At 70.5% G+C, this 25,980-nt stretch carries 22 protein-coding genes; 13 read left to right on the top strand and 9 right to left on the bottom strand.

Translation table 11 applies throughout. The features are described 5' to 3' along the window. Positions 1 to 36: 36 nt before the first annotated feature. A complete protein-coding gene (locus ACYVIP_RS15925) occupies positions 37 to 1,521 on the bottom strand; it encodes a PAS domain-containing sensor histidine kinase (protein WP_460396811.1) in 1,485 nt (494 codons plus the stop codon). Positions 1,522 to 1,658: 137 nt separating this feature from the next. On the opposite strand from ACYVIP_RS15925, the gene ACYVIP_RS15920 reads away from it, so the two are divergent. Genes ACYVIP_RS15920 through ACYVIP_RS15900 form a run of 5 tightly spaced genes read left to right on the top strand, consistent with a single transcriptional unit; the run spans position 1,659 to position 5,678 of the window. Next, on the top strand, positions 1,659 to 2,768 hold the full coding sequence (locus ACYVIP_RS15920; protein ID WP_460396809.1) for an acyl-CoA dehydrogenase family protein: 1,110 nt from the start codon (positions 1,659 to 1,661) through the stop codon (positions 2,766 to 2,768). Positions 2,769 to 2,808: 40 nt separating this feature from the next. After that, a complete protein-coding gene (locus ACYVIP_RS15915) occupies positions 2,809 to 3,216 on the top strand; it encodes a hypothetical protein (RefSeq protein WP_460396807.1) in 408 nt (135 codons plus the stop codon). Next, positions 3,213 to 4,469 (top strand): aromatic ring-hydroxylating oxygenase subunit alpha, encoded by a 1,257-nt coding sequence (locus ACYVIP_RS15910; RefSeq protein WP_460396805.1) that lies wholly within the window; start codon positions 3,213 to 3,215, stop codon positions 4,467 to 4,469. Before ACYVIP_RS15915 ends, ACYVIP_RS15910 begins: the two co-directional genes overlap by 4 nt. Continuing rightward, a complete protein-coding gene (locus ACYVIP_RS15905; protein WP_460396802.1) occupies positions 4,462 to 4,947 on the top strand; it encodes an aromatic-ring-hydroxylating dioxygenase subunit beta in 486 nt (161 codons plus the stop codon). Before ACYVIP_RS15910 ends, ACYVIP_RS15905 begins: the two co-directional genes overlap by 8 nt. After that, the gene (locus ACYVIP_RS15900; protein WP_460396800.1) at positions 4,944 to 5,678 is read left to right on the top strand and encodes an SDR family NAD(P)-dependent oxidoreductase; all 735 of its coding nucleotides are present in this window, start codon (positions 4,944 to 4,946) and stop codon (positions 5,676 to 5,678) included. The genes ACYVIP_RS15905 and ACYVIP_RS15900 overlap by 4 nt, the downstream gene beginning before the upstream one ends. On the opposite strand, the gene ACYVIP_RS15895 is transcribed toward ACYVIP_RS15900, so the two are convergent. Then, on the bottom strand, positions 5,675 to 6,085 hold the full coding sequence (locus ACYVIP_RS15895) for a KOW domain-containing RNA-binding protein (protein ID WP_460396798.1): 411 nt from the start codon (positions 6,083 to 6,085) through the stop codon (positions 5,675 to 5,677). The genes ACYVIP_RS15900 and ACYVIP_RS15895 overlap by 4 nt on opposite strands. A gap of 122 nt (positions 6,086 to 6,207) precedes the next feature. On the opposite strand from ACYVIP_RS15895, the gene ACYVIP_RS15890 reads away from it, so the two are divergent. Continuing rightward, positions 6,208 to 6,657: a DUF1772 domain-containing protein gene (locus ACYVIP_RS15890; protein WP_460396796.1), complete on the top strand. Its 450-nt coding sequence runs from the start codon at positions 6,208 to 6,210 to the stop codon at positions 6,655 to 6,657. On the opposite strand, the gene ACYVIP_RS15885 is transcribed toward ACYVIP_RS15890, so the two are convergent. Then, the gene (locus ACYVIP_RS15885) at positions 6,654 to 7,901 is read right to left on the bottom strand and encodes a BTAD domain-containing putative transcriptional regulator (protein ID WP_460396794.1); all 1,248 of its coding nucleotides are present in this window, start codon (positions 7,899 to 7,901) and stop codon (positions 6,654 to 6,656) included. The genes ACYVIP_RS15890 and ACYVIP_RS15885 overlap by 4 nt on opposite strands. Before the next feature lie 246 nt (positions 7,902 to 8,147). Between ACYVIP_RS15885 and ACYVIP_RS15880 the strand changes: the two genes are divergently transcribed. Further along, entirely contained in the window at positions 8,148 to 8,288 is a 141-nt protein-coding gene (locus tag ACYVIP_RS15880; protein WP_460396792.1) for a hypothetical protein, read from the top strand. A 21-nt stretch (positions 8,289 to 8,309) separates the two neighbouring features. Here the strand turns inward: ACYVIP_RS15880 and ACYVIP_RS15875 are convergent, their stop codons facing one another. Continuing rightward, complete coding sequence (locus ACYVIP_RS15875) at positions 8,310 to 11,108, bottom strand: AfsR/SARP family transcriptional regulator (RefSeq protein WP_460396790.1); 2,799 nt, start codon at positions 11,106 to 11,108, stop codon at positions 8,310 to 8,312. A gap of 152 nt (positions 11,109 to 11,260) precedes the next feature. Between ACYVIP_RS15875 and ACYVIP_RS15870 the strand changes: the two genes are divergently transcribed. Further along, a complete protein-coding gene (locus tag ACYVIP_RS15870) occupies positions 11,261 to 12,304 on the top strand; it encodes a glycoside hydrolase family 16 protein (RefSeq protein WP_460396787.1) in 1,044 nt (347 codons plus the stop codon). 13 nt (positions 12,305 to 12,317) lie between these two features. Here the strand turns inward: ACYVIP_RS15870 and ACYVIP_RS15865 are convergent, their stop codons facing one another. Further along, on the bottom strand, positions 12,318 to 14,483 hold the full coding sequence (locus ACYVIP_RS15865; RefSeq protein ID WP_460396785.1) for a DUF6351 family protein: 2,166 nt from the start codon (positions 14,481 to 14,483) through the stop codon (positions 12,318 to 12,320). A 214-nt stretch (positions 14,484 to 14,697) separates the two neighbouring features. On the opposite strand from ACYVIP_RS15865, the gene ACYVIP_RS15860 reads away from it, so the two are divergent. Then, complete coding sequence (locus tag ACYVIP_RS15860) at positions 14,698 to 16,098, top strand: alpha-L-fucosidase (RefSeq protein ID WP_460396783.1); 1,401 nt, start codon at positions 14,698 to 14,700, stop codon at positions 16,096 to 16,098. Between the two features lie 48 nt (positions 16,099 to 16,146). After that, positions 16,147 to 17,067 (top strand): PfkB family carbohydrate kinase, encoded by a 921-nt coding sequence (locus ACYVIP_RS15855; protein WP_460396781.1) that lies wholly within the window; start codon positions 16,147 to 16,149, stop codon positions 17,065 to 17,067. A 33-nt stretch (positions 17,068 to 17,100) separates the two neighbouring features. Here the strand turns inward: ACYVIP_RS15855 and ACYVIP_RS15850 are convergent, their stop codons facing one another. Next, positions 17,101 to 17,454 carry a hypothetical protein gene (locus tag ACYVIP_RS15850; RefSeq protein ID WP_460396778.1) on the bottom strand — a complete coding sequence of 118 codons (354 nt, stop codon included), beginning with the start codon at positions 17,452 to 17,454 and terminating at the stop codon, positions 17,101 to 17,103. Between the two features lie 215 nt (positions 17,455 to 17,669). Here ACYVIP_RS15850 and ACYVIP_RS15845 point away from each other — a divergent pair, with 215 nt between their 5' ends. Continuing rightward, positions 17,670 to 20,180, top strand: a complete 2,511-nt coding sequence (locus tag ACYVIP_RS15845) for an ATP-dependent Clp protease ATP-binding subunit (protein WP_460396776.1) — start codon at positions 17,670 to 17,672, stop codon at positions 20,178 to 20,180. 17 nt (positions 20,181 to 20,197) lie between these two features. On the opposite strand, the gene ACYVIP_RS15840 is transcribed toward ACYVIP_RS15845, so the two are convergent. After that, positions 20,198 to 20,356 carry a hypothetical protein gene (locus ACYVIP_RS15840; RefSeq protein WP_460396774.1) on the bottom strand — a complete coding sequence of 53 codons (159 nt, stop codon included), beginning with the start codon at positions 20,354 to 20,356 and terminating at the stop codon, positions 20,198 to 20,200. A 334-nt stretch (positions 20,357 to 20,690) separates the two neighbouring features. Next, positions 20,691 to 21,722, bottom strand: a complete 1,032-nt coding sequence (locus ACYVIP_RS15835) for a LacI family DNA-binding transcriptional regulator (RefSeq protein WP_460396772.1) — start codon at positions 21,720 to 21,722, stop codon at positions 20,691 to 20,693. Positions 21,723 to 21,882: 160 nt separating this feature from the next. Here ACYVIP_RS15835 and ACYVIP_RS15830 point away from each other — a divergent pair, with 160 nt between their 5' ends. After that, positions 21,883 to 22,830, top strand: a complete 948-nt coding sequence (locus tag ACYVIP_RS15830) for a glycoside hydrolase family 6 protein (RefSeq protein WP_460396770.1) — start codon at positions 21,883 to 21,885, stop codon at positions 22,828 to 22,830. Between the two features lie 143 nt (positions 22,831 to 22,973). On the opposite strand, the gene ACYVIP_RS15825 is transcribed toward ACYVIP_RS15830, so the two are convergent. Then, positions 22,974 to 23,633 (bottom strand): lytic polysaccharide monooxygenase auxiliary activity family 9 protein, encoded by a 660-nt coding sequence (locus ACYVIP_RS15825; RefSeq protein ID WP_460396768.1) that lies wholly within the window; start codon positions 23,631 to 23,633, stop codon positions 22,974 to 22,976. A gap of 271 nt (positions 23,634 to 23,904) precedes the next feature. On the opposite strand from ACYVIP_RS15825, the gene ACYVIP_RS15820 reads away from it, so the two are divergent. Then, on the top strand, positions 23,905 to 25,911 hold the full coding sequence (locus ACYVIP_RS15820) for a glycoside hydrolase family 48 protein (protein ID WP_460396766.1): 2,007 nt from the start codon (positions 23,905 to 23,907) through the stop codon (positions 25,909 to 25,911). Positions 25,912 to 25,980 lie beyond the last annotated feature (69 nt).

Here is a 25,980-nt window from a genome sequence, read left to right as displayed (position 1 = left end):
CGAAGGGACCCTTCGCTGCGGTCGGCGGCGGGGGCATCAGTCGGCGAGGGGGAGGGTGAAGGCGAAGCGGGAGCCGCCGCCGGGGCGGTGCTGGGCCCAGATCTTGCCGTGCTGGCGGGTGATGATCCGGTAGCTCAACGCCAACCCGATCCCGCTGCCCCCTTCCTTGGCGGTGAACGACTCCTCGAACGGATCCCGGGACAGCCCCCGACCCCGATCGTCGACGGTCAGCACACCGGCACCCCCGTCCACCCCGGTGGTGACGACGATCTGCCGCCGCGCCGGGTCGCAGGCGGCCAGCTCGTCGATCGCGTTGAAACACAGGTTGAGCACCACCTGACCGGTGAGCACCCGCTCACACCGCACCGCCACCGGCCCCTCGGCACACCGCGCCACCACCTCGACCCCGGCCGGCGCCGCCCGCAGCCGCACGAAGTACAGGCACTCCTCGACCACCTCGTTGAGGTCGACGACCTGCCGGACATGCTCCAGGTGACCGACGAACGCACGCACCGAGCCCACGATCGTGCTGGCCCGCTCGATCTGGCGCACCGCGCTGTCGATGCCGTACGCCAGCTGCCCGGCCGTCTCGGCCGGCAGCTCACCCGCCCTGGCCCGGGTACGCACCCCGGCGAGGAAGTTCCCCGCCGCCGCGAGCGGCTGGCCGAGCTCGTGGGCGATGGCCATCGCCATGTCGCCCATGGCGTTGTACCTGGCCAGGTAGTTCTCCTGGTGCAGCGCGCGCTCCCGGCGCACGGAGTCCTGCACCCGGTCGGACACGTCGTGCAGGATCATCAGCAGCGCGTCGCCGTCCGGTTCCCGCAGCCGCTCCAGGCTGCCCTCCAGCCAGACCGGCTCGCCGTCCTCCCGGGGAACCTCCAGCTGCACGGCGGTGACCGGCGCCGCCAACCCGAGCAGGTCGTCCCAGCTGGCCGGTCGACCGGCCAGCCACAGCCTGCCGTAGCTGGTCAGCGACCCGAGCGGCTCGTTGAGGTTGGCCCCGATCAGCTCGACGGCGGTGTCGGTGGCGAACCGCAGGCCCCCGGTAGCGTCGAGCATCAGCGCCACGGTCGAGGTGTGTCTGGCGAGCGCGTCCACATACGACGTGGTCATCCGCAGCTCGCGCTCGATCTCCTGCTCGCGTTCGATGTCGCGGAACTGCACCATCACCGCCGGGCCCTGGGCCAGCTCGACCCGCACGGCCAGCGCGTCGGTCGGGATCACCCGGCCGGCCTTGCTGCGGTAGTGCCACTCGATCCGGCTCGCGCCGTGCTCCACCGCCTCGTGCAGCCACGCCCGGCCGATCACCCTGCTGTACTGCTGGGCCGAGCTGCTCATGTCGTTGGCCTTGAGCGGTCGCAGCTCGGTGACGCTCCAGCCGAGCATCTCGCAGGCCGCCGGGTTGGCCCACAGGATGCGCTTGGTGGCGGCGTCGTGCAGGAGCACACACAGGCGGGCGGCGGCCATCATCGCCACGAAGTCGTCCGTGGTGAGTTCGGGTGCGCGTGGGTCGGCCTGCACTCCGTCAGGGTAGGTGCGGGGTGCGCGCGCCGGGTACTGAAGAAATCCACTACGCCGGGACAGACACTACCGATTTTGAGATCTCGGTCCGGCTTCGTAGCGTCCAGGGGTCGCCCGGGACCGACGAGGAGCTGAACATGTTCGACGACATGCTGGCCGAACTGGCAACGAGGCGAGAGGAGTTCCGCGAGCAGCGCTTCGTGCCGCAGGACTTCGTCGACCGGCTCAAGGAACTGGGCATCTACCGGGCGTCCGCCCCGGCGAGGTTCGGCGGTGACCCGCTGCCCCCTGCCCAGTTCCTCGACCTGATCGAACGGATCTCGGTGGTCGACGGCTCGACCGGCTGGGTGGCGAGCTTCGGCTCGTCGCTGGTCTACCTCGCCGCGCTGCCGGTGGAGACCCAGGCGCTGCTGTACCGGGACGGCCCGGACGTGGTGTTCGCCGGCGGACTGTTCCCGGTCCAGCCGGCCGAGCCGACCGAGCGCGGCTTCCTGGTCGACGGGCACTGGAAGTTCGCCAGCGGCTGTGTGGCCGCGGACGTGGTCGGCGTCGGCATCGGCGGCGACGAGGCCTCGGCCGGCAAGCCGAGGACCGCGGTACTGCCGAGGGACCAGGTCGAGATCGTGCGCGACTGGGACGTCGTCGGCATGCGCGGCACCGGCTCGTTCGACCTGGTCGTGCGGGGGGTCGAGGTGCCGCGCGAGTGGACGTTCATCCGCGGCGGCCAGTCGATGATCGACGAGCCGCTGTACCGCTACCCGACCATCGCCTACGCTTCGCAGGTGCTCGCGATCGTCGGCGCCGGGGTCGCGCGGGCCGCGCTGAACCATGCCGAGGAGGTCGGCGCCGGCTACGCCGGGGTCACCGGTGCACCCGCCCTCGCCAACCGGCCCTACTACCGCGCGGAGATCGCCACCGCCGAGGCCGCGCTGCGCTCGGCCAGGGCCTGGTTCTACGAGGTGACCCACGAGGTCTGGCAGACCGTGCTCACCGGCGACAGCGCGACCGACGAGCAGAACGCCGCCCTGCGGCTCGCCTCGGCCCATCTGGCCAGGACCTCATCGGACGTGGTGGGCAAGCTGGTCGAGATCTCCGGCACCGCGCCGATCTTCAGCAAGCACCCGCTGCAGCAGCTGCTCGGCGACGCGCTGGTGCCCAAGCAGCACGCCTTCCTCGGCCCGCAGATCTACGACTCGGCGGGCGCGGTCCTGATGGGCATGCCGCCGACCGTCCCTGGTTTCCGCTGACCGCACGCGACACGGCACACACGACACAAGGGAGACCGGCATGCTCCGGGTGCTGTTCTGCATCGGCATCAACCAGAACTTCTTCGACCTGCCCAAGGACGGCATCACCGGCGGGCACGTGTGGCAGGCGTTCGTCTCGATGATGGATCAGCTCAAGGCCCTGCCGGGGGTGTCGTTCATCGGCGACCTCGACGACGACGCGCACATGGTCGGCCCCTCCGACGGCTGGCCGTGGACCTGCTACCTGCTCGCCGACGTGGACACCCAGGAGACCGTCAAGGCGGCCTGCAACCTGCTGCGCACCACCGTGGTCGGCGACGGCGAGGTCAAGCTGTGGCGGTTCGCCAAGATCGAGGCCCGGATCGGCCGGGCGCTCACCGTCCGCGAGGACGTGACTCTCCCCGGCACTCTCCCCGACACCCTCCCCGACGCGGAGGCGGCCCGGTGACCCGGCCAGCCGACCTGGTGGCCGACGACCGGGTCGCCGGCAGGCTGTACACCGACGAGGAGATCTTCGCCGAGGAGCTCACCAGGATCTTCGAGCGCACCTGGGTCTGGGTGGCCCACGACAGCGAGCTGCCGGCACCGGGCACGTTCCGGTCCACCCACGTCGGGCGCCAGCCGGTGATCGTGACCCGTGACCGCGCCGGCGCGCTGCACACGCTGGTCAACCGGTGCCGCCACCGCGGCGCGAGCCTGTGCGAGCAGGCGGCCGGCACGGCCAACGGGTTCACCTGCCCGTACCACGCCTGGTCCTACGGGCTGGACGGCACGCTGCGCGGCATCCCGTACCCGACGGGCTACCAGGGCGTGCTCGACAAGAGCGACCTGCCGTTGCGGACGCTGCGCACCGAGTCCCACGGCGGCATGGTCTTCGCCACCTTCGACGCCGAGGCCGAGCCGCTGGCGGAGTTCCTCGGCGACGCGGGGGAGTGGATCGACCGGTTCATGCGCCAGGGCGCCGGCTACCCGATCAAGGTCCTCGGCCGGCACCGGTTCAGCTACCCCGGCAACTGGAAGATCCAGCTGGAGAACACCACCGACGGCTACCACTTCCCGATCGTGCACCGGTCGTGGATGGCGTCGGTGGACGCCGAGACCGCGAACATGATGTCGTTCATGACCGACCCCGACGCGGTCACCCACGACCTGGGCAACGGGCACAGCGTGATGCGGATGGTGCCCGAGCGCTCCGACCTCGACGCCGACGCCGGCGAGCCGCTGCCCGCCCGCTTCGCCCACCTGGTCGACGCGCTGTCGACCACCTTCGACCAGGCGCAGGTGCGCCGGCTCGTCCGGTCGGTGCACGGCACGGGGTTCAACCTCAACCTCTTCCCGAACGTCGCCATGTCCGGCTCGTTCTTCCGGGTGCTGCGGCCGGTCGCGGTCGACCGGACGGTGATCGAGCACGTGGCGATCGGCCCGGACGGCCCGCCGGCGCTGGACATCGTCAACCGCGAGCGGCTGCGGATCCACGAGCACTTCCAGGGGCCGTTCGGGTTCGGCACGCCGGACGACGCCGAGGGGTGGGACCGGGTCCAGCGCGGCACCCAGGGCGCGCCCGACCTGCCGATCATGGTGAACCGCGGGCTGGCCAGGGAGACCAGCAGCGACCGGGGCTGGCCGAGCGCCCACGTCACCGACGAGACCGGGATGCGCGCGGCCTACCGGCAGTGGAAGCTGATGATGGCCGATGACTGATCCCCGGGTCACCAGGGCGATCGAGCTGACCTGGCGCGAGGCGGAACTGCTCGACCGCCGGGAGTACGCCGCCTGGAACGAGCTGTTCAGCGACGACGGCATCTACGTCATCCCGATCGACCGCGACGGCGACGACTTCGCCAACCGGCTCAACATGGTCTACGACGACGCCAGGATGCGCGGGCTGCGGGTGAGCCGGATGACCGAGGGCTACGCCATCGCGGCCGTGGACGCCGCCCGCACGGTGCGCACGGTGTCCCGGTTCGTGCCGGAATCGGTGTCCGACAACGAGGTCGTGCTGCGCTCGGCGCAGATCCTGGTCGCCTACAAGCGATCCCGGCACGACCTGTGGGCCGCAGACCTGGTCCACCGGATCCGGCTGTCGGCCGATGGCCAGGACGGTGACCGGATCGTGCTGAAGGTCGTTCGGCTCGTCGACAGCGACGAACCCGTTCCGGCGGCGGGATTTCTGCTGTGACTGCCAGGGTCGCCGTGGTCACCGGTGGGGCGCACGGGCTCGGCGAGGTCATCGTCCGCCGGCTGCACGCCGACGGGTACCGGGTCGCCGTGGCCGATGTGGACGGTGCCGGTGCCTTGGCGCTGGCCGAGGAGCTCGGCGCGGCGGTGCGCGGCTACGCGGTGGACGTCCGCGAGCGCCCGGCGATCGAGCGGCTGCTGGCCGACGTCGTCGCCGACTTCGGCGAGGTGCACGTCCTGGTCAACAACGCCGCCCGCACCCAGGCCAAGCCACTGCTGGACATCACGCCCGACGAGCTGGCTGAGGTGCTGGCGGTGAACCTCAACGGCACGTTCTACGCCTGCCAGGTCTTCGGCGCCTACCTCGCGGCGCGCGGCGATGGCCGGATCGTCAACCTGGCGTCGCTGGCCGGACAGAACGGTGGCACCGCGACCGGCGGGCACTACGCGTCGTCCAAGGGCGCGGTCATCTCGGCGACGAAGGTCTTCGCCCGCGAGTTCGCCGGCCACGGCGTCACGGTGAACGCGGTCTCGCCCGGCCCGCAGGACACGCCGATGGTGCGCTCGATCGTCGGCGAGGCGAACCTGGCGGCCTTCGCCGGCAACATCCCGGTCGGGCGGCTGGGCGACCCGGCGTTCGTCGCGCAGATGGTCGCGCTGCTCGCCTCGCCGGGCGCGGCCACGGTCACCGGCGTGTGCTGGGACGCCAACGGCGGTCTCTACATGCGTTAGCCCGCGGGTTCGTCGAGCCGGACCAGCTTGGCCACCGGCATGTAGCGCTTGCCGCGTTCGCGGAGCAGCTCCACGCAGACGAACCCGTGCCGCACCCATTCCGGCGCCGGCACGACCGTCCCGTTGTCCCCGAGGTGCGGGCCGTCGATGACCGCGACCCGGTCGCCGATCTGGAACACCGGCTCCGTGACGCCGATCCTGGACATTGCCTCGGCGGCCGGCTGGCCCTGGCCGGCCCGGCTCAACTCCCGCCGCAGCCGGGTCAGCTCCTCGAGCTGCTGGCGATGGACGGCGACCAACCGGTTTCTGGTGCCGACGGCGACCAGCACCAGCACCAGCACGAGAACCGGGGTGGCGACCATCGCCACGGTCGCGATTTCCGGCCAAGCGAAAGGGCTGTCCACCATCGCGTCAGAATAACCACGAGACGGGCCAGCGGCCTGGCCGAAGCCGTGGCTGGGTCGAGTTGGCCTGGAAGCCGGGCCGAGGATCGTTGCCCCGGTGGGCGACCATCCCGTTCACTGCGATCATGACGCTCGTCCTGCTCGGTTCGTGGCTGATGCTCGCCGCCGGTGGACTGTTCACCGGCGGAATCCTGGTCGTCGCGGTCGAGCGGACCAACCTGTGGCGGCGGATGCCGGTCGACCAGTACGTCGTCGACTTCCGCCGGTCACTGGCCAGGGTCGACCCGATGCTGCCGATCCTCGGCGCGCTGACCTGCGTCGGCGCGCTGCTGTTCGCGCTCAACAGCGACGGCCGCCCCGCCACGCTGACCTGGGTCGCGGTGGCGCTGCTCGGGGTGATCATCGTCAGCTCGCTGGTCGTCGCCGAGCCGATCAACGCGCGGTTCCGCAGGCTGCCGGAGGGCGACCCGCCGGCCGGCGCGGACCGGCTGCGGGTCGTCTGGCGTCGATTCCACTATGGACGGACGTTGCTCGGCCTGGCCGCGTTCGGCTGCATCGTGGGCGCGGTCGCCTAGTTCTGCACGGTGACCCTCACATAGGTGCCCCCCGACGGGTGCAGGATCTCGGGGTTGTCCCGGTCGAGGCCGACCGCGCCGAATTCCAGGCAGCCGTTGGCCGCCTTCCTGGTGTCCACGGTCATCTCGTAGACGCCGTTGACGGGGGTCCTGTACAGACCGAGATAGTCCTTGCCGACACCCCCCGGGCAGCGGTTGGCGACCCGGTGGAAGTCGACCTGCCGGAGTCGGTCCGGGTCGCTCACCCGGACGCGGATCGTGATGATCCCGCTGACGGTCTGGCCGGAACGGGGCGACAGGAACGTGAGCGTCGGTGCGCCGGCGTCCGTGGCCGAGCCGCTCGGCGAGGACTGGCCGTTGAACGCCACCACGGCCGTCACCGCCGACGCGACGATCAACGCCAGCAGCGCCGACCAGCGCCACCGTCGAGGTCCGGGAGCCGGGCGCCGCCGCGGCACCTCGGTGACGTCGGTGTGGTGCGCGGACACGTGCTCGTCCTCGGCGCGCGCGGGTGGCCGCTGGTCGGCCCGCAGCGCGAGTTCGTGCAGCCGGCGCAGTTCGGGGCCAGGCAGGACGCCCAGCTCGTCGGCCAGCACCTGCCGCGCCTGGTGGAAGGCGACCAACACCTCCGCCCACCGCCCGTCCGCGGCCAGCGCGCGCAGCAGGTGCTCCCAGGTCTTCTCCCGCAGGGGATCCTCGGTGGTCAGCGGCCACAGCAGGGTGATCGCGTCGCCCGCCTGACCGGCGGCGGTCAACGTCTCGGCCAGGGTGTACCTCGTGTGCCACAACAGCGCGCGGAGCCGCTGCGCCTCCGCCTCGGCTTCGGTGCCCGACAACGGCTCGTACGGCGCACCGCGCCACAGCGCGAGCGCCGAGCGCAGCTGCTCGATCGCGTCGGTGGGCGCCGCGGTGGCCAACGCCGCCATCGCCGAGGACACCCGGTCCTCGAACACCGTCGCGTCGCACTCGTGGCGTTCGACCCGCAGCCGGTAACCGCCGTGGCGGCTGTCGATCCGCGCCTGTCCGCCGGCCGGTGGGACCACGCCGCGCAGGAAGTGAATGTAGGTCTTCACATTGCCGGCCCTGGATCTCGGCGGATTGTCCGGCCACACCGCCTCGATCAGATAGTCGGGGCTGACCCAGGTGTTCGCCCGCAGCAGCAGTGCGGCGAGCAGCCTACGTGGATTCTCGGCCGCGATGTCGATGTTCGCGCCCTGGCCATTCAGCTCGACAGGGCCCAACACGTGAAAGATCACGATGCCTCCGGTTGCGGTGCCAGCCTCGCGGGCCCCCCAGTGGTCCGCCGTAGAACAAGATAACCCACCGACCGGCGCCGACATCTTTCCTTTTGGTGACGGACGGGGTGCCGGTTCGCCCGTGGTTCAGCGGCGGTTCATCGGGTTCGGTGGCCTGATGGACCGCCGCTGAACGGTGGTTGAACCGTTTCCGGGCAACGTTTGGCGTGCAGGTTCCCTATTAGTGGAGGCGTCATGTACGTGCTCGGAAAAGTATTGGCAGCGGGCGTTTTCCTCGCGCTGGTGTTCTCGTTCTCGCCGGCCGAGATCGGCGATTCCGGAAACACCATGAGAGTCGCCGAGGACTACGACAACCCGTGCTGTCGAATGGTGTAAACACCACGGATGCGCCCGTTTTCACGGGCGCATCCGTGCGTATTCCGCCAGCGCGTCGACCCTGGCCTGAGTGCCCTGGAAGGTGTCGCTGCCCGACACCGCCTGGTCGGCGTAGTAGCGGGCTTTGTTGATATTCCCGTGCAGGCGATGTGCGCGGGCGAGGGTGGTGAGCGCCCAGATCTCGCCGAACCGGTAGCCGATGCGGCGGGCGAGACCGAGCCCACGGGTCATCAGCTCGATTGCGCGGTCGTGGTGACCGAGGTCGATGTGGATTCTGGCGAGTACCTCGTGCACATCGCACTGCCGGTAGTGGTCGCCGATTTCCGTGTACCACGCGTGTCCGGTCTCGATCATCGCGATGGCGTCGGCGGAACGGCCGAGTTGGTGGTGGGCCGTGCCGAGGTTCACCAGGGCGAAGGCCTGGCCGATGGGTGCGTCGATCTCGCGGGCGAGGTCGAGCTGCTGTTGGAGGTAGTCGATGGCCTCCGCCGGCCGGTGTTGCACCAGACGGGTGTGGCCGAGGTTGCCCAGCGCGCGTTGCTCGCCGAAGCGGTCACCGATCTCCCGGCAGATGGCGAGTTCGGCGGACCTGTGGTCGAAGGCGCGGTCCAGTTGGCTGGTGTGCCTGAGCTGTCCGGCGAGGTTGCCGTGCGCGAAGGCCTGCGCCCGGCGGTCGCCGAGGCGCTCGGCCGCGGTGACGGCTTCCTCCTGGAACGCGATCGTGTCCCGCGGGTCGGTGGCGCCGGACAGGAGGTACCAGTGCAGCACCAGGGCGAGGCTGACCCCGAGACGGGCAGCCTCCGGCGGACCGGGCCAGGCCTGCCGGACGACGGCGATCATGTTGTGGCGCTGCTCGTCCAGCCACCGCAGCGCCTCGTCATGGGTTGCCAGCGGCGCCGGTGGCGCCGAGGCGTCCGGCGCCGGATAGTGCGCCCGGTGCGCGTACACGAGCGTGTTGGCCAGACAGGTGGTGGCCAGGTAGTGGTTCAGCAACCGGACGAGCGCGGTGTGTTGTTCGGCAAGCGGGATCGTGCCGGTGCCGAGCTCGGTGGCGAACAGCCTGGTCAGGTCGTGCAGCTGAAACCGGCCGGGCGCGGTCTCCTCGATCAGGTGGGCGTTCAGCAGCCGTTCGATGATCCGGTCGGCCGCCGGCGGCGAGGTGTCGAGCGCCGCGGCCGCCAGGTGGAGCTCGAGGTCGGTGACGGGCAGCAGCCCGAACAGGCACAGCGCCCGCGCGGCGTGCCGGTCGGTCGGGTCGGCGCTGTCGTGCAGCGCGGTGTGGCTGACCGCGAGACTGCCGCGCAGCGCGATGTCCCCCGAGGCGAGCTCGGTGAGGCGGTCCCGTTCGTCGGCGAGCCGGTGGACCAGGTCGCTCACCGCCCAGCGCGGACGTGCCGTGAGCCGGGCGGCGGCCACCTGCAGCGCCAACGGCAGCTGACCGCACAGGGTGGCCAACTGCCGGGTCGCCTCGGGTTCGGCCGCCGGTCGGGCGTCCGCGAGCAGGCCATCGAGCATCGCGGTGGCCGCGGCCGGGCGCAGCGGACCCACCTCGTGGAACGCGGCGCCTTCCAGCGTCCCGAGGCGGGTGCGGCTGGTGATCAGCACGGCGCAGCCGGGAAGCAGCGGGCGGACCTGCGCGGCGGTGGCGGCGTTGTCCAGCACGATGAGCAACCGCCGCCGGGCCACCACGGTGCGCAGCAACGCGGCGGCCTCGTCGGGATCGCCAGGGACGTCCGGCCCGGCACCGCCGAGCGCGCGCAGCAACTGGTGGAGCGCCTCGATGGCCGACAGCGGACGCACGCCCGGCGTGGCACCGCGCAGGTTGACATGCAGCTGCCCGTCGGGAAAGCGGGGCGCCACGTGGTGCGCCGCGCGGGTGGCCAACGCGGACTTGCCGACGCCCGGGGCGCCGTGGAGCACCACCACCGGCGCGGCCCCGCCGGTGTCGGCCGCGAACCGCGCGGCCAGGTCCGCGAGCTCGCGGTCCCGGTCGACGAACGTCGGCAGGTCACGGGGAAGCTGGTGGGGAGTGCGCGTCCTGGCGATGTCGACCGGCGCGACGGGCGCGGCCAGCGCCGGATCGGCGTCCAGGATCTGTTGGTGCAACCGCGACAGCTCGGCGCCGGGGGCGACGCCCACCTCCTCGTCCAGCACACGCGCGATCCGGTGGTACTGCTCGAGTGCCTCGGCCTGGCGACCGTCGCGGTAGAGGGCGAGCATGAGCTGGCCGGCGGGGCGTTCCCGCAGCGGGTGGGCGGTGACGTACCTGGTCAGGTCCGTGATGACCTCGGCGGTGCCGCCGGTCGCGAGCGCGGCGTTGAACCACTCCTCGCGGGTGGCGAGCCGTTGTTCGGTCAGCCAGGTGCGGGCGGTGTCGATGCTCGCGGTCGGCGGCACGTCGGCGAACGGCTCGCCGCGCCACAGCGCGTGCGCCGCGCGGTACAGCTCGACGGCGCGCCGAGGCTCCCCGGCCTCGTGCGCCGTCCGGGCCTGCCGGACCAACTGCTCGAACACGTGCAGGTCCAGCTCCTGGTCCTCGACCCGCAGCAGGTAGCCGGGTTTGCGGGTCACCACCCGGCCGGCGCCGCTCGGCGCGCCCCGCAGCGCCAGCCGCAACCGGGACACGTAACCCCGCACCAGCGCCCGCGCGTCCGGCGGCGGCAGCCGCGGCCACAACTCGTCCACGAACCGGTCGATGGCCATCAGGGCGCCCGGCCGCACCAGCAGCAGGCCGCAGATCACCCGGGTCCTCGGCGGCCCGAGGTCGACCGCGGTGCCCTGGTCACCCACCTCCAGCGGCCCGAGCACTCGAAACTCCACCGCGTGCCACCTCCAGGGTGTCGACACCTCGGTCCCGAACACGCCGATTCCCGAATGTACTGGCCCACGACCACGTTTCGACGATGTTCCGACGACGCGGAACGGACACTGTCACCTCGACAGCGAACTTCTCCCACCGAGAGGACGTCCCTGTGAGAACAAGATCCTGGTGGCCGGCCGGCGTCGTGGGCGCGGCGGTGCTCACCCTGGTCGCGGTCACCGGCCTCGCCTCGGCCGAGCCGGACAGCACGGCGTCGCCGGCCGCCGACGTCGCCGCCGATGTCACGGTCACCGCGACCGTGCTGAACGCCGACCAGGTGCGGGTCGACTGGACGAGCGCGCTCAGTCCCCAGCCCGCGTCGTGGACCGTCGGCCGCGACGGCATCGACGACTTCGGCACCGGCGCCTGGTCCACCGTCGTTCCCGGGTCGACGAGGACCTGGACGTTCAACTCCCTGGTGGCCGACCGGGAGTACACCTTCACGGTCACGCCGGCGGGCAGTAGCGAGGGGTACCCGGTGACGGCCACTCCCGGCGACACCGCCCCGCCGGGGGACACCGCCCAGGAGACCCAGAACTGGGGAGCACCCGTCTGGGACGACGAGTTCGAGGGCACCGCTCCCGGTCCGCAATGGGGGCTCTACCACGATCCGACCAACCAGCACGGCAACCGGCAGCCTGCCCAGTGCCAGGTGTCCGGCGGCACGCTGAAACTGGTCTCCCTGCCGGATCGGCGGACGTGCGGCATGGCCCATCTGCGCCAGCAGACCCACGGTCGCTGGGAGGCGCGCGTGAAGACGTCCGGTGCGGGCTGGATGAGCCTGTTCATCATCTGGCCGGAGTCCGGCCTGTGGCCCGACCACGGCGAGTACGACTGGATGGAACAGCAGGCAGCCGCCAACTGTTACGGCGGCTACCTGCACTATCCGGGACACACCCCGATTCGCCAGGAGGTCCTGCCGCCGAACTCGGTGAGCTGTGTCGGTACCAGCCAATGGCATCACGTCGCGTTCGAGTGGGCCGCGGGCAGTATGAAGGGATGGGTCGACGGTCAACCCTGGTACCACATTCCCGCGCGGGACGACCTCACGCACATGCCATCGGGTCACCTGACCATTCAGCAGGACGACCAGGGATCCGGCGCCGGCAACTCCGCGATCATGGAGGTCGACTGGGTCAAGGGCTGGGATCTCTGACACCGCCCGAAACCTAGAACCGCAGCCAGGTTCCCACCGGCGGTTGCTGACCGATGCCGGGAACGCTGTAGTCGCACACCCCGCCCTGGAACACGGCCGTCAGCCGCTGAAGCTGGGGCGGGGTAAGCGGTTGGGCGTAGTCGGCCGCGGCCACCGGCTTGCGGGCGCACATCAGCACGTCGTTGGCCAGCGGCTCGCCCGCTGCCAGCCGGGGGTTCTCGTACATCGGGTACAGCAGCCGGCACTGGGCCTGGTCGGTGATCCGGATGCCGGTGGCCGGGTAGCACGCGTCCACCGCGCCCGCCGGCTTGTTGCGCACCACCTTGACCTGGGGCGGGTCATCGGACTGGTCGGCCTCGATCGCGGTCAGCCACTGGTCGATCAGCCGCAGCGCCTCGTCGGCCACCGCGGTCGGGTTGCCGGCGCCGGTGGCCGACGGCGAGGTGGTCAGCAGGACGTGGTTGGCCGCGGTGCCGTTGGCGGCGATGAGCCGGGCGCGCATGCTCGCGCCGCGCACACTGTCGTGCGGGTCCGCGCGGTCGTCGAGGTAGCTGCGGTAGTCGATGATCGGGATGGTGTCGAGGTTCGCGCCGCTGTTGACCCGGCCGGTGCGGTAGGCGGTGGTCACCGCCTCGACGCTGCCGGCGGTGCGGCCGGTGATCAGGTTGCCGTCGAGGTCATAGCCGCCGACCAGTTCGTTGAGCCGCACGAACTGTTCGGCGCTGATCGTGCCCGAGGTGAACGCGTCCAGCCCGTACTGCACGCCGGCGTTGTCCAACGGCCGGCGCGCGAAGCCGGTCGCCGGGTCGACGCCGTACACGTTGACCGCGTTGTCCTGGTAGGTGCAGCGCACGCCGGCCGGGTTGCTCGTCGGGTGGTAGACCATGGCGCGGGGCAGGTCGCACCCTGCCCAGGTCGCCTCGGTGACCGAGGTGGCCAGGAAAGCGCGCCCCCAGTCCCCGCTGAACGGGGTCGCGCAGTGCTCCGGCGACCGCCAGCCGGCGACGGCGGTGCGCTGCGCGGTGGTCCACGGCTCGGTGCTCTCGGCGAACGCGCGCAGCAGCAGCGCGCAGTCCGAGGAGGACGTCAGCTGCACGAGGGTGTCCGGGAAGCTGGAACTGGGCAGGATGCCGTCGAACACGCCGGGGTAGTTCTGCGCGATCAGGTACTGCAGCATGGATCCGCCGGAGGGGCCGAAGCCGATCGTGTGCCGGGGCAGGCCGTGGCGCTCGACGAACCGCTCCTTGACCATCACGGTCGTCTCCGCGCCAACCACGTCGTTGCAGTTGTTGTTGAGCACCATGAGGCTCGCGACCCCGACGGCGTAGCCCTTGGCCAGCCAGCTGTGGTTGAGCGGGCTGGGCACCGCGGGCGAGGTGCCGCCAGGCGGCGGGAAGGTCACCGTGCCACCGCCCTGGTGGTACCCGGCGCGGCAGCCGCCGCCGTAGCTGAGGATCAGCCGCTCGTTCCAGCCGGCCGGCCGGGCCAGCGGTCCCGGCGCCGGGTCGACGACCGGGTCGTGCAGCAGCGCGATCTCGTAGATCGAGCGGTTGACGGTGCCGGTCTCGATCCGCACGACGTAGTTGACCGCGCGGCCATCGTTGGTGGTGGTGCGGGCCAGGTCGGCCGGCCGGACGCGCGGGTCGGGCAGCGGGCGGAACACGCCGGACGTGGCGCGGTAGACGTAGTCCACGCGGGTCTGCGTCGAGCAGTTGGCGTCCAGCGGGGATCCGAGCGTCACGCCGACCACCGGGATCCGGAACTCCGCGGTGGTGCACAGGAACGGGGTCTGGTGGGGCCCGGACAGGATCGGGCCGGTGATCGGCTGGTTGACCACGGCGAGGGTGGCGCTCAGTCGTCCCCGGTCGGCCGTGGCGGTGATCGTGGTCCTGCCTGTCGCCAGGCCGGTCACCAGGCCGACCAGCGTGTTGCCGGTCCGTTGGAACGCGCTGGTCACGTCGCGGGCGCCGGCGGTCACGGTCACCTGGGTCGGCTCGATCAGGCGCGGCACCTGCACGCGCACCAGGACATCGCCGCCGGTCACCAGGTCGGCCCTGGTGGACAGCGAGCGGACGGTGAGCTCGGTGCCGATGGGGCTGGCCGAGGCCGGCAGGACCGCCGCGGCGGCGAGGAGGCAGACGGCCAGCAGACAGCCGGCGAGTCGGGCGACGAGGGGCACGTTCTCTCCTTGAGGTGGCCCGACCCGGCGCGTAGTTTGTCGTAGATCGCGTAACCAGGCAAGTACTTAAGGTGGCCGGCCATTCATCCGATGTATGACCCAGGCCCCGCACTTGACCAGCGGTGACTGTCACCGCACTATGGACGAAGGTTCGAAGAGTCAGGCGATACATCGGATGAACGATGGGGAGTGCCTCGTGCTCGGTAATCGGCGGTTGACCCGGCGTAGCCTGCTCGCCGGTAGCGCGGCGGCGGTCGGACTGAGCACGGTGACCCCGGGCGCCGCGCAGGCGTCCCCCGGCTCCCTGACCGTCCCAACCAGACACTACGAACCGACGTGGGAGTCGCTCCAGACCCACCCGCTGCCCGCCTGGTTCGACGACGCGAAGCTCGGGATCTTCATCCACTGGGGCATCTTCGCGGTGCCGGCGTGGGCGCCGCGCGGCGAGTACGCGGAGTGGTACCCGAGCCGGATGCGCGACCCGAACAACCCGACCCACGCCTACCACCGCGAGACCTACGGCGCGGACTTCGCCTACCGCGACTTCATCCCGATGTTCCGTGCCCAGCAATGGGATCCCGCGGAGTGGGCCGAGCTGTTCGCCGCCGCGGGGGCGCGCTACGTGGTCCCGGTCGGCATGCACCACGACGGATTTCCGTTGTGGGGGACCAGAACCACCAGCTGGAACAGCACGACCATGGGGCCGAAGCGGGACATCCTGGCCGAGCTCGGCGACGCCGTGCGCGCGCGCCGGATGCACTACGCGCCCTCCTACCACCAACTGCTCAACTACTACGCGCCCGAGTTCGACGCGCCGCATCCGGACTACCTGACCGAGAAGTACCTGACGGAGTGGATGCTGCCGCAGCTGCGCGAGCTGGTCGAGGACGTCGGCACCGAGATGCTGTGGCTGGACGGCGACTGGATGGCGACCGCGGACACCTTCCGTAGCAAGGAGTTCGTCGCCTGGTACTACAACCGCGCGGCCGCGCGCGGCGAGCAGGTGCTGGTCAACGACCGCCTCGGCCAGGTGCGCAGCCAGCAGGGTGACTTCTACACCCAGGAGTACGACCACGACATCGGCCAGGGCCCGCAACACAAGTGGGAGAACACCAGGGGCTGCGGCTTCTCCTTCGGCTACAACGCCAACGAGCTGGCAGCGGACTACCTGACGCTCGACCAGCTGGTCACCATGTTCGTCGACAACGTCGCGCACTGGGGCAACCTGCTGCTCAACGTCGGCCCGGACGCGGACGGCACGATCAACGACATCCAGGTCGCCCTGCTGCGCGGCCTCGGCGGCTGGCTCGAGGTCAACGGTGACGGCATCTACGGCACCCGCGTCTGGCGGGTCCAGCGCGGCACGACCGTGGAGGGCCTGGAAACCCGATACACCACAAAGGACCGGACGGTGTACGCGTTCCTGCTCGGTCGTCCCGGTAGGACGGTGACCCTGCCGGCCGCCGACCTGCCGCGCCTCGACCGGGGCGACCAGGTGCGCCTGCTCGGCCACCGCCGGCCGCTGCGCTGGGCGCGCCGGGATGAGACCGTGGTGGTGGACGTGCCGGCCGAGGCTGTACGTGCTCAGCCGGTCCACGGCCTGGCGTTCGGCTGACCGGCCTCGGCAGGTGTAGGACCGCCGCGCGCGTGGTACGACTCGGCCATGACGAGCACGGTCGTGGTCGGTCAGATCACCAGGGACCTGGTGCTGTCGGTCGCGGAGTTACCCGGCGCGCGGCAGTCGGCGCGGGTGTTGCGGCGCAGGGAGGGGCTCGGCGGCAAGGGGGCCAACATCGCCGTCGCGCTCGCCCAACTCGGCCTGCCGGTGTCGCTGCTCGGCGTGGTCGGCGACGACCATGTCGCGGCCAACCTGCTGGCCAGGGCCCGGCGCGACGGGGTGGACGTCGACCAGGTCGTGCGGCGCCCCGGCGCGCTGACCGGCCTGGTCGTCGACATACCGGACGCGCACGGCGACTGGCACTACCTCGAACACCTGCCACCCGAGATCCTGCTGACCGAACAGGACGTCGAGGCCGCCGCCCCGGCCCTGCGCGCGGCGCGGTGCGTGGTCGTGCAGCTGGGGCAACCCGCCGAGGTGGCGCTCGCGGCGGCCACCTGCGCCAAGGACGCCGGCCGGCTCGTGGTGCTGGACGGCGCCCCGGAGGCCGGCGACCTGTGCCCCGCGCTGCTGGCGACCGCCGACGTGGTGCGGGCCGACGCCGGCCAGGCACGACAGCTGACCGGGATCGACATCGACGACGCCGACTCGGCGGTCCGCGCTGGCCGGGAGCTGATCGACCGGCACGGGGTCGCGCTGGTCGCCTTCGGCGTGCCCGGCGGCGACGCGTTCACCTGGTCCACCGGCTCCCGCGTGGTTCCGTACCTGGCCGCCAGGGTGGTCGACACCAGCGGCGCTGGCGACGCGCTGTGCGCCGCGTTGACCAGCGTGCTGTGCCGGGGCGGGCCGGCGGAGGAGGCCGTCGACCTCGCGGTCGCCGCCGCGGCCGCCACCGTGGAACATCCCGGCGGGCGGCCGAACCTGACGCCCCGGCGGCTGCGCAGATTCCTCGTCGCGGTCGGCTGAATTCGTTGTGGACGAGCACAGTGGACTGTCGACTCAGGACGCCAGCGCGCAGTCGTAGGTGACGTCGATCGCCGGCACGCAGCCGGCGGCGGTGACCAGCCAACCGGTGTCCCGCTCCACCAGGAACAGGGTGTCGCTGCTGGTGCGGACCTGCGCCCGCACCGACCAGATGGTGACCTCGTGCGCCCTGCCGTGTTGGGGAAGCGCCAGCTCGGCCAGCGCGTCGGCACACCGCTGGCCGTCCCGTTCGAGCGCGCGCAGCGCTTCGGGGGCGAGCAGCCGGCAGGCCTCATCCGGACGGTTCAACGCCAACACGAACTGGTTGGCGACCTCGGTGGCACTGGCCTCCCGATCGGCGGTACCGCAGCCAGCGACCGTCATCATCACGCCAAGCAATATCACCGCAACTCTTTTCCCGGTAGCCATAGCGCTCGAATGCCCTGATCGCGGAGGTCCAATCCCGACAGTCACCGAATCCACCCGGTGGGGCACCCGATCGGGGGATGCCGTTAGCGAACGGCGAATCGGGTCCGAATGGTTTGTGGTCCCGCGGCGCTGGAAAGCCCATCGGGTGAACCAACAGGCGATCCGGCGAGGTGGCGATGACTGGCATCCATGGGTCCGGCGGCTCCGGCGCCAGCCCGTTCGACGACTTTCTCTCCCAGTTCTTCGGCGGACGCGCCGGTGGCCGCGGCCATCCCATCGACATCACCCGGTTCCTCAGCGAGCAGGCCCGCGGCGTGCTCGCCGAGGCGGCCACCCAGACCGCGCGCTGGGGCCGGTCCAATCTGGACACCGAACAGCTGCTCTGGGCCGCACTGCGGCATCCGGGCATCCGCGAACTGGTGGCCGGCACCGGGGCCGACCCCGACGAGCTCACCGGCCGGATCGACGAGCAGTCCCGGGTGGGCGAGCCGAGGGAGGGCGCGGTCCGGCTGACCCCGGCCGCCAAGCGCAGCCTGCTCGACGCCCACCAGATCTCCCGCGGCCTCGGCGCCTCCTACATCGGCCCGGAGCACCTGCTGCTGGCGCTGGCCGCCAACCCGGACTCGGTCGCCGGCCGGATGCTGGCCGAGGCCAGGATCACCCCGGAGACCCTCGCCGGCGCCGGCCGAGGCCGGGCAGGCGCGGAGGACCGCCCGTCGGACACCGAGACCCTCGACCAGTTCGGCCGCGACCTCACCGAGCAGGCCAGGGCGGGCGGCCTGGACCCGGTGATCGGCCGGGACACCGAGATCGAGCAGACCGTCGAGGTGCTTTCCCGGCGGCGCAAGAACAACCCGGTGCTCATCGGTGAGGCGGGGGTCGGCAAGACCGCGATCGTCGAGGGCCTCGCGCAGCGGATCGCCGACGACGACGTGCCGGAGACGCTCACCGGCCGCCGGGTGGTCTCCCTCGACCTGGCCGCGATGGTCGCCGGCACCCGCTACCGGGGCGACTTCGAGGAGCGGATGAACAAGCTGCTGGCCGAGATCCGGGCGCACAGCAACGAGTTGATCGTGTTCATCGACGAGCTGCACACGGTCGTGGGCGCGGGCGGGGCCGAGGGCGCCATGGGCGCGGGCAACATCCTCAAGCCCGCACTGGCCAAGGGGGAGCTGAACATCGTCGGGGCCACCACGCTCGACGAGTACCGCACCACCATCGAGAAGGACTCCGCGTTGGAGCGCCGGTTCCAGCCCATCCTGGTGCCCGAGCCGTCGGTGACCGACACCATCCAGATCCTGCGCGGCCTGCGCGACCGCTACGAGGCCCACCACCAGGTGCGCTTCACCGACGAGGCGCTCGACGCCGCCGCCGGTCTGGCCGACCGCTACGTCACCGACCGTTTCCTGCCGGACAAGGCCATCGACCTGATGGACCAGGCGGGCGCCAGGGTGAGCCTGCGGCTGCGCCGGGGCACCAACAAGGCCCGCGAGCTGCAGGAACGGCTGGACCGGCTGGTGCGGGAGAAGGACTACGCGGTCAGCGACGAGGACTACGAACGCGCGTCCGCGCTGCGCGACGAGCTCGGGTCGGTGCGCACGGACCTGGACCGCGCCCGGGTCGACGGCCACTCCAGCGACGTGCCGGAGGTGGGCACCGACGACATCGCGGACGTGGTCTCCGGGATCACCGGCATCCCGGTGCGGCAGCTGACCCAGCACGAGCGGGAACGCCTGCTGGCACTCGACGAGCACCTGCACCGCAGGGTCGTCGGCCAGGACGAGGCCGTGCAGGCGGTGGCCGAGGCGGTCCGCCGGTCGCGTACCGGGATGGCCGAGCCCAACCGGCCATCGGGCAGCTTCCTGTTCCTCGGCCCGACCGGCGTCGGCAAGACCGAACTGGCGCGCACGCTGGCCGAGGCGCTGTTCGGCGACGAGAGCCACCTGATCCGGGTGGACATGAGCGAGTACGGCGAGCGGCACACGGTGAGCAGGCTGATCGGCGCGCCACCCGGCTATGTCGGCTACGACGAGGCGGGCCAGCTCACCGAGGCGGTGCGGCGCCGGCCGTACTCGGTGCTGCTGCTCGACGAGATCGAGAAGGCCCACCCCGAGGTGTTCAACATCCTGCTGCAGGTGCTCGACGACGGCCGGCTGACCGACGGCCGGGGCCGGACGGTCGACTTCACGAACACCGTGCTGGTGATGACCAGCAACCTCGGGTCGGAGCTGATCACCGCCGGTGCCAGGGGAGCGCTCGGCTTCACCCCGGCCGACGAGGACGGCGACACCGACCGGCAGCTGCGGGAGCGGCTGATGCGGGTGCTGCGGGAGTCGTTCCGCCCGGAGTTCCTCAACCGGATCGACGAGATCATCGTGTTCCGCAGGCTGGCCGACGAGCAGCTGCACCGGATCACCGAGCTGATGCTGACCCGGACCACGCGCCGGGCGCACGCCCAGAACATCGAGCTGGAGTTCACCGAGAACGCGGTGGCCTGGCTCAGCAGGCGGGGCCACCAGCCGGAGTTCGGCGCGCGGCCGCTACGCCGGACCATCCAACGTGAGGTGGACAACCGGCTGTCCCGGATGATGCTCGACGGCAGCCTGGTGCCGGGAACGCGCGTCCGGGTGGACGCGGACGAGGACGAACTGCGGTTCACGACCAGCGAACTGGCCACGACCGGGTGAGCCTGGTCGATCGGTGTTCAGTCGATACCGCGCAGGACGACGTTGTTCTCGGCGAGATCGGCGTCGTCCTCCTCACCGAACCGGGTGGTACGCGCCCAGACGGCGAAACTGGCCAGCCCGTCCTGCGTCGAGGGGTCATCCATACCTTCGTCGGGCAGTCGTGTTCCCTCAGCCATGATGGGCCCTCCTCGGGATGCCGGCACGGATCGTGGATCTCAGATACCCGCCCGCCCGGAACGTAACCCCGACATCACCCGATTGTCGACCAACGACAGGCCCACTGGGACACTCGCGACTCTGCGATTTGGGAGCGCTCCCAAGACCTCGACCCTAACGCGCCCCGCACCACGATGGAAGCCCATACGCGCGAGTAACCCAAGCAACACGAGCCCACCCGCCGCGAACCGCACCCCAGGGGAACGTGACGCAACCCAACCACAAGTACGTACCCCAACCGCACCATCCGCGCCCAACCCAACCAACACAATGAAGTCCGGGGAGGCGGAACTGTCAGGCTGACTCTCGGCAGATGAGTTCGGTTGGCAGGATCACTGGTTTCAGTTCGGTGTCCGGGTCGCGGAGTTGGGTGATCAGCAGTTCGGCCAGCTTGCGGCCCATCTGTTGGGTCGGCTGGCTGACGCTGGTGAGCAGGGGGTTGGTGTTACGCGCCAGCTCCGAGTCGTCGAACCCGATCACCGCGACGTCGTCGGGTACTCGTCGGCCGGCCGCCCACAGCGCGCGCAGGGCGCCCGCGGCCATCGGGTCGCTCGCGGCGAACACCGCGTCGAGCTGGGGGTCGCGCGTGAGCAGTTCGCGCATCGCGGACTCGCCGCTGGCCTGCCCGAAGTCGCCCTGTGCCACGAGTTTGGTCACGCCGCGTTTGCCGCGCAGCGCCGCCCGGTAGCCACTGAGCCGGTCGAGGCCCGCGGCCATGTCCCTCGGTCCGGTGATGGTCGCGATCCGGCGCCTGCCCTGGCGGTACAGGTACTCCGTCGCGGCGCGCGCGCCCGCCTCGTTGTCGGCGTCGACATAGGGCACATCGCCGGTGTCGGTCACCGGCCGGCCGATGAGCGCCACCGGCGCGCCGGCGGCGACCAGGTTCTGCGGCAGTGGATCGTCGCCGTGCAACGAGATCAGCATGACGCCGTCGACGTGTCCGTTACGTACCAGTTGCTCGACCCGGTCGTGTTGCCGGGTGGTGCTGGCCATCACGAGGTTGAGCTGCAGTGTCGTCGCGGACAGTTCCTGGCTCAGGCCGCGCACGATGCTCGCGAAGAACGGCTCGTTGAACACTCTGTCCTCGGACTCGGACACCACCAGCAGAACGGTGTCGCTGCGCCGGGTCACCAGGCTGCGGGCCGCGTGGTTTGGCACGTAACCGAGTTTGCGGATCGCGTCCCGTACCGCCTTCAACGCGTATGGACTCACTTCGAGCGATCCGTTGACCACGCGCGAGGCGGTGCCTCGCGACACGTTCGCCTCCACCGCCACCTGTTCCAGCGTGGGGCGCCCGCTCGTCCGGGTTCGACCCTTGCCCGCCATGCTCTTCTCCCGCGCTCCGCCGTGCCCCGACGCCTGCCCAATAATACTGGGAGCCTTCCCAGCCGGCCGTTTCTTGACTCGATGTGATGAATGCCCCACACTGAGGCAGCGATTTGGGAACGCTCCCATCCAACCTTTCGCCCCTGCCCCGGAGGTCTGGATGGAGCTCAGGAAGTTGCTTGTCACGGTGAGTGCGGTGCTGTGTGCGTGCTCGATCACGTTACCCGGTCCCGCCAGCGCCGCACCGGCGGACTCGGTGTTCTATGTGGACTCCGAGACCAACGCCGCCCGGTGGGTCGCGGCCAACCCGAACGACTGGCGGACGCCGGTGATCCGGGACCGGATCGCCAACCAGCCGCAGGCGCGCTGGTTCACCTCGACCAACACCGACACCGTACGGTCCCAGGTGGACTCCTTGGTCGGTGCGGCGCAGGCGGCCGGGAAGATTCCGATCCTGGTCGTCTACAACATCCCCAACCGGGACTGTGGTGGCGCCTCCGGCGGCGGTGCGCCGTCGCACGAGGCCTATCGCGCCTGGGTGGACCAGGTGGCCGCGGGCCTCGCCGGCCGTCCGGCCTACATCGTGCTGGAACCAGACGTGTTGCCGCTGATGACCAGCTGTCAGAACGCCGACCAGCAGGCGCAGACCGCGGGCTCGATGGCCTACGCCGGCAAGCGGCTCAAGGCGGGTTCGTCGCAGGCGCAGGTGTTCTTCGACATCGGCCACTCCGCGTGGCTGGCGCCGGGTGAGGCCGCGGCCAGGTTGCGCTCGGCGGACATCTACGCCAGCGCGGACGGGATCTCGACCAACGTGTCGAACTACCGGACCACCGCCGACGAGGTCGCCTTCGCCAAGGCGGTGCTGGCCCAACTCGGCGACGGCCGGTTGCGCGCGGTGGTCGACACCAGCCGCAACGGCAACGGTCCGGCCGGGGAGGAGTGGTGCGACCCGTCCGGACGGGCGATCGGCACGCCGAGTACCACCGAGACCGGCGACTCGGCGATCGCCGCCTATCTCTGGGTGAAGCTGCCGGGGGAGGCGGACGGTTGCATCGCACCGGCCGGACAGTTCGTTCCTGATCGGGCCCACGAGTTGGCGACCTCGTGACCGGCCGGTAGCGAGTATAGTTTCCGGCAGGTTTCGTAAATGTGACCAGCCAGATTTGGGAGCGTTCCCAAATGTCGTCGACCATCTCTACGAACAACACCCGGCCGGTCGCGGAGCTCCGCGACCGGCCGGGTGGGTTCGGTTTAGTTGAAGTTGACGTCCGAGCAGTTGAAGAAGCCCTCAGGACTGTCCGAGCGTTCCCAGACCGAGTAGATGATGTGCCGGCCGGACTTGTTCGGCATGGTCGCCGGCCAGGTGTACTCGGGTCCGTGCGGGCCGTTGCCGTTCACCGGTGGGTTGGTCACCTGGTGCCATGGCTCCAGGTCGTCCCAGCCGAGTGGTTGGTTCGGGTTCCAGCCGTTCTTGGTGATGTACTGGTACCAGGTGCCGGGGTGCCTGGCCCACGCGTTGTACCGGATGGTGACGTTCGCACCGGCCGTCACGTTGGTGGTCGGCCAGTCGGTGCGGGCCAACCGGTACGCGGCGTACTTGTCCGACGGACCGCACAGCGTGCCGTCGGCCAGGTTCGGCCACCCGTTGCCGATGTTGGGCAACAGGTTGCCGAACCAGTCCCACAGCGGCTGCTTGCCGCCCTGCGCGATGGCGGCCGCGCAGGCCGGGTTGGTCGGGTTGAGGTCGCCGTTGCCGCCCTCGAGCCCGTTGACGTAGCAGGCGTAGGTGCGGGTGGCCGGGAAGGTCAACCCACCGTGCGCCGAGGCTGTCGGACCTGGCAGGACAACGAACAACGTGGCCGCGAGACTCGCGACCGCGCCAAGTACCGCGGCTCTGCGTCTGGACTTCACATCGCCCTCCTTCGTTGGAGTTCAATGTGGGAGCGCTCCCAAAGAACCAGAGTACAGCGGCTTGTCAACCGGGCGCTCGGCGTTCGCCGAGGTGACCGCTCCGCCACGCGGCTCAGCCGCGTACTTGGTGGGTGTCGGACGTTGACACCACTCGTGATCAGCTGCTAACAATTTGTTTACCAAATGTGGGAGCGCTCCCAGACTTCCACGCCCTGCAGAAGCTCGTTGAGACCTGACCTTAGGAGCTCAGATGAGACGTAGAAAGCTCTTCTTGGGAGCGCTCCCAGCGATTGCGGTGCTCGGTGCGCTCTCGCTCGCCACCCCGGTGGTCGCCGTGCCCCTGGACTCCTCGCCGGCGTCGACCGCGGTCGCCAGAAGCGTTCCCGGGATGGACGCGCGGTCCGTCGAACGATTCCTGGAGCTCTACGAGACGATCAAGGATCCGGCCAGCGGCTACTTCAGCGATCACGACCCGCCGGTGCCGTACCACTCGGTGGAGACGCTGATCGTCGAGGCGCCCGACTACGGGCACGTCACGACCTCGGAGGCGTTCAGCTACTGGGTCTGGCTGGAGGCGCAGTACGGCCGGGTCACCGGCGAGTGGGACCGCTTCAACGAGGCGTGGGCCTCGATGGAGGAGCACATCATTCCGGCGGCCAGCCAGCAGCCGGGCAACTCCGGCTACAACCCGGCCGACCCGGCGACCTACGCCCCCGAGCACGACACCCCGGAGGAGTACCCGAGCGACCTGGACTTCGACGTGCCGGTCGGCCAGGACCCGATCGCCGACGAGCTGAGCAACACCTACGGCACCGACGACATCTACGGCATGCACTGGCTGCTCGACGTGGACAACCGGTACGGCTACGGCAACTGCGGCGACGGCACCAGCAGTCCCGCCTACATCAACACCTTCCAGCGTGGACCGCAGGAGTCCACCTGGGAGACCGTGCCGCACCCGTCCTGTGACACCTTCGCCCACGGTGGCGATAACGGCTACATCGACCTGTTCGTCGGCGACCTGCAGTACGCGCGGCAGTGGCGCTACACCAACGCGCCGGACGCGGACGCGCGGGCCGTGCAGGCGGCGTACTGGGCACTGACCTGGGCCACCGAGCAGGGCAACCAGTCGCAGATCTCGGGCACGGTCGAGAAGGCCGCGAAGATGGGCGACTACCTGCGCTACTCCATGTATGACAAGTACTTCAAGCGCATCGGCGACTGCGTCGGTCCGGATGCCTGCCCCGGCGGCACCGGCAAGAACAGCGCGCACTACCTGATGTCCTGGTACTACGCGTGGGGCGGCGGCGCGGACGGCGGCTGGGCGTGGCGGATCGGCTCGAGCCCGTCGCACTTCGGCTACCAGAACCCGATGGCCGCGTGGGCACTGTCCAGTGTGGACCAGTTGCAGCCGAGGTCACCGAGCGCGGCGACCGACTGGAACACCAGCCTCGAACGGCAGCTGGAGTTCTACCGCTGGCTGCAGTCCGACGAGGGCGGCATCGCCGGTGGTGCGACCAACAGCTGGAACGGCCGGTACGACGAGCCGCCGGCCGGCCACTCCACCTTCTACGGCATGTACTACGACTGGCAGCCGGTCTACCACGACCCGCCGAGCAACCGGTGGTTCGGCATGCAGACGTGGTCCATGCAGCGGATCGCGGAGCTGTACTACGCCACCAGCAACGCCGAGGCGGGCGACCTGCTCGACAAGTGGGTCGACTGGGCGATGGCCAACACCACGGTGGACGCGTCCGCCGGGACCTGGCAGGTGCCGGCCGAGCTTGGCTGGACCGGTCAGCCCGACACCTGGGATCCCGCCAACCCCGGTGACAACTCGGGGCTGCACGTCGACGTCACCAGCCGCAACCAGGACCTGGGAGTGACGGCCGCACTGGCCAGGACCCTCATGTACTACGCGGCGGAGTCCGGTGACACGGCCGCCCAGCAGATGGCCGGCGACCTGCTGGACGCCATGTGGGCCAACCAGGACGACATCGGCATCTCGGTCGAGGAGCAGCGCGCGGACTACAGCCGCTTCGGCGACGAGGTCTACGTTCCGCAGGGCTGGACCGGAACCATGCCCAACGGTGACCAGATCGACAGCGACTCGACGTTCACCTCGCTGCGGTCCTGGTACGCAGACGACCCCGACTACCCCCAGGTCGAGGCGTACGTGAACGGCACCGGCCCGGCGCCGACGTTCCGGTACCACCGGTTCTGGGCGCAGGCGGACATCGCGATGGCGTTGGCCGACTTCGGGTTGCTGTTCCCCTGATACCTCGGGCGGGGCCGGGTTAATCCCTCGCCGCCGGCCCCGCCCGGGTTCCACCTACTCAGCCACGTA

Source organism: Actinophytocola sediminis, assembly GCF_054779715.1.
The sequence above is the reverse complement of the archived record's forward strand: the minus strand, read 5'-3'. Positions and strand labels throughout refer to the sequence as shown.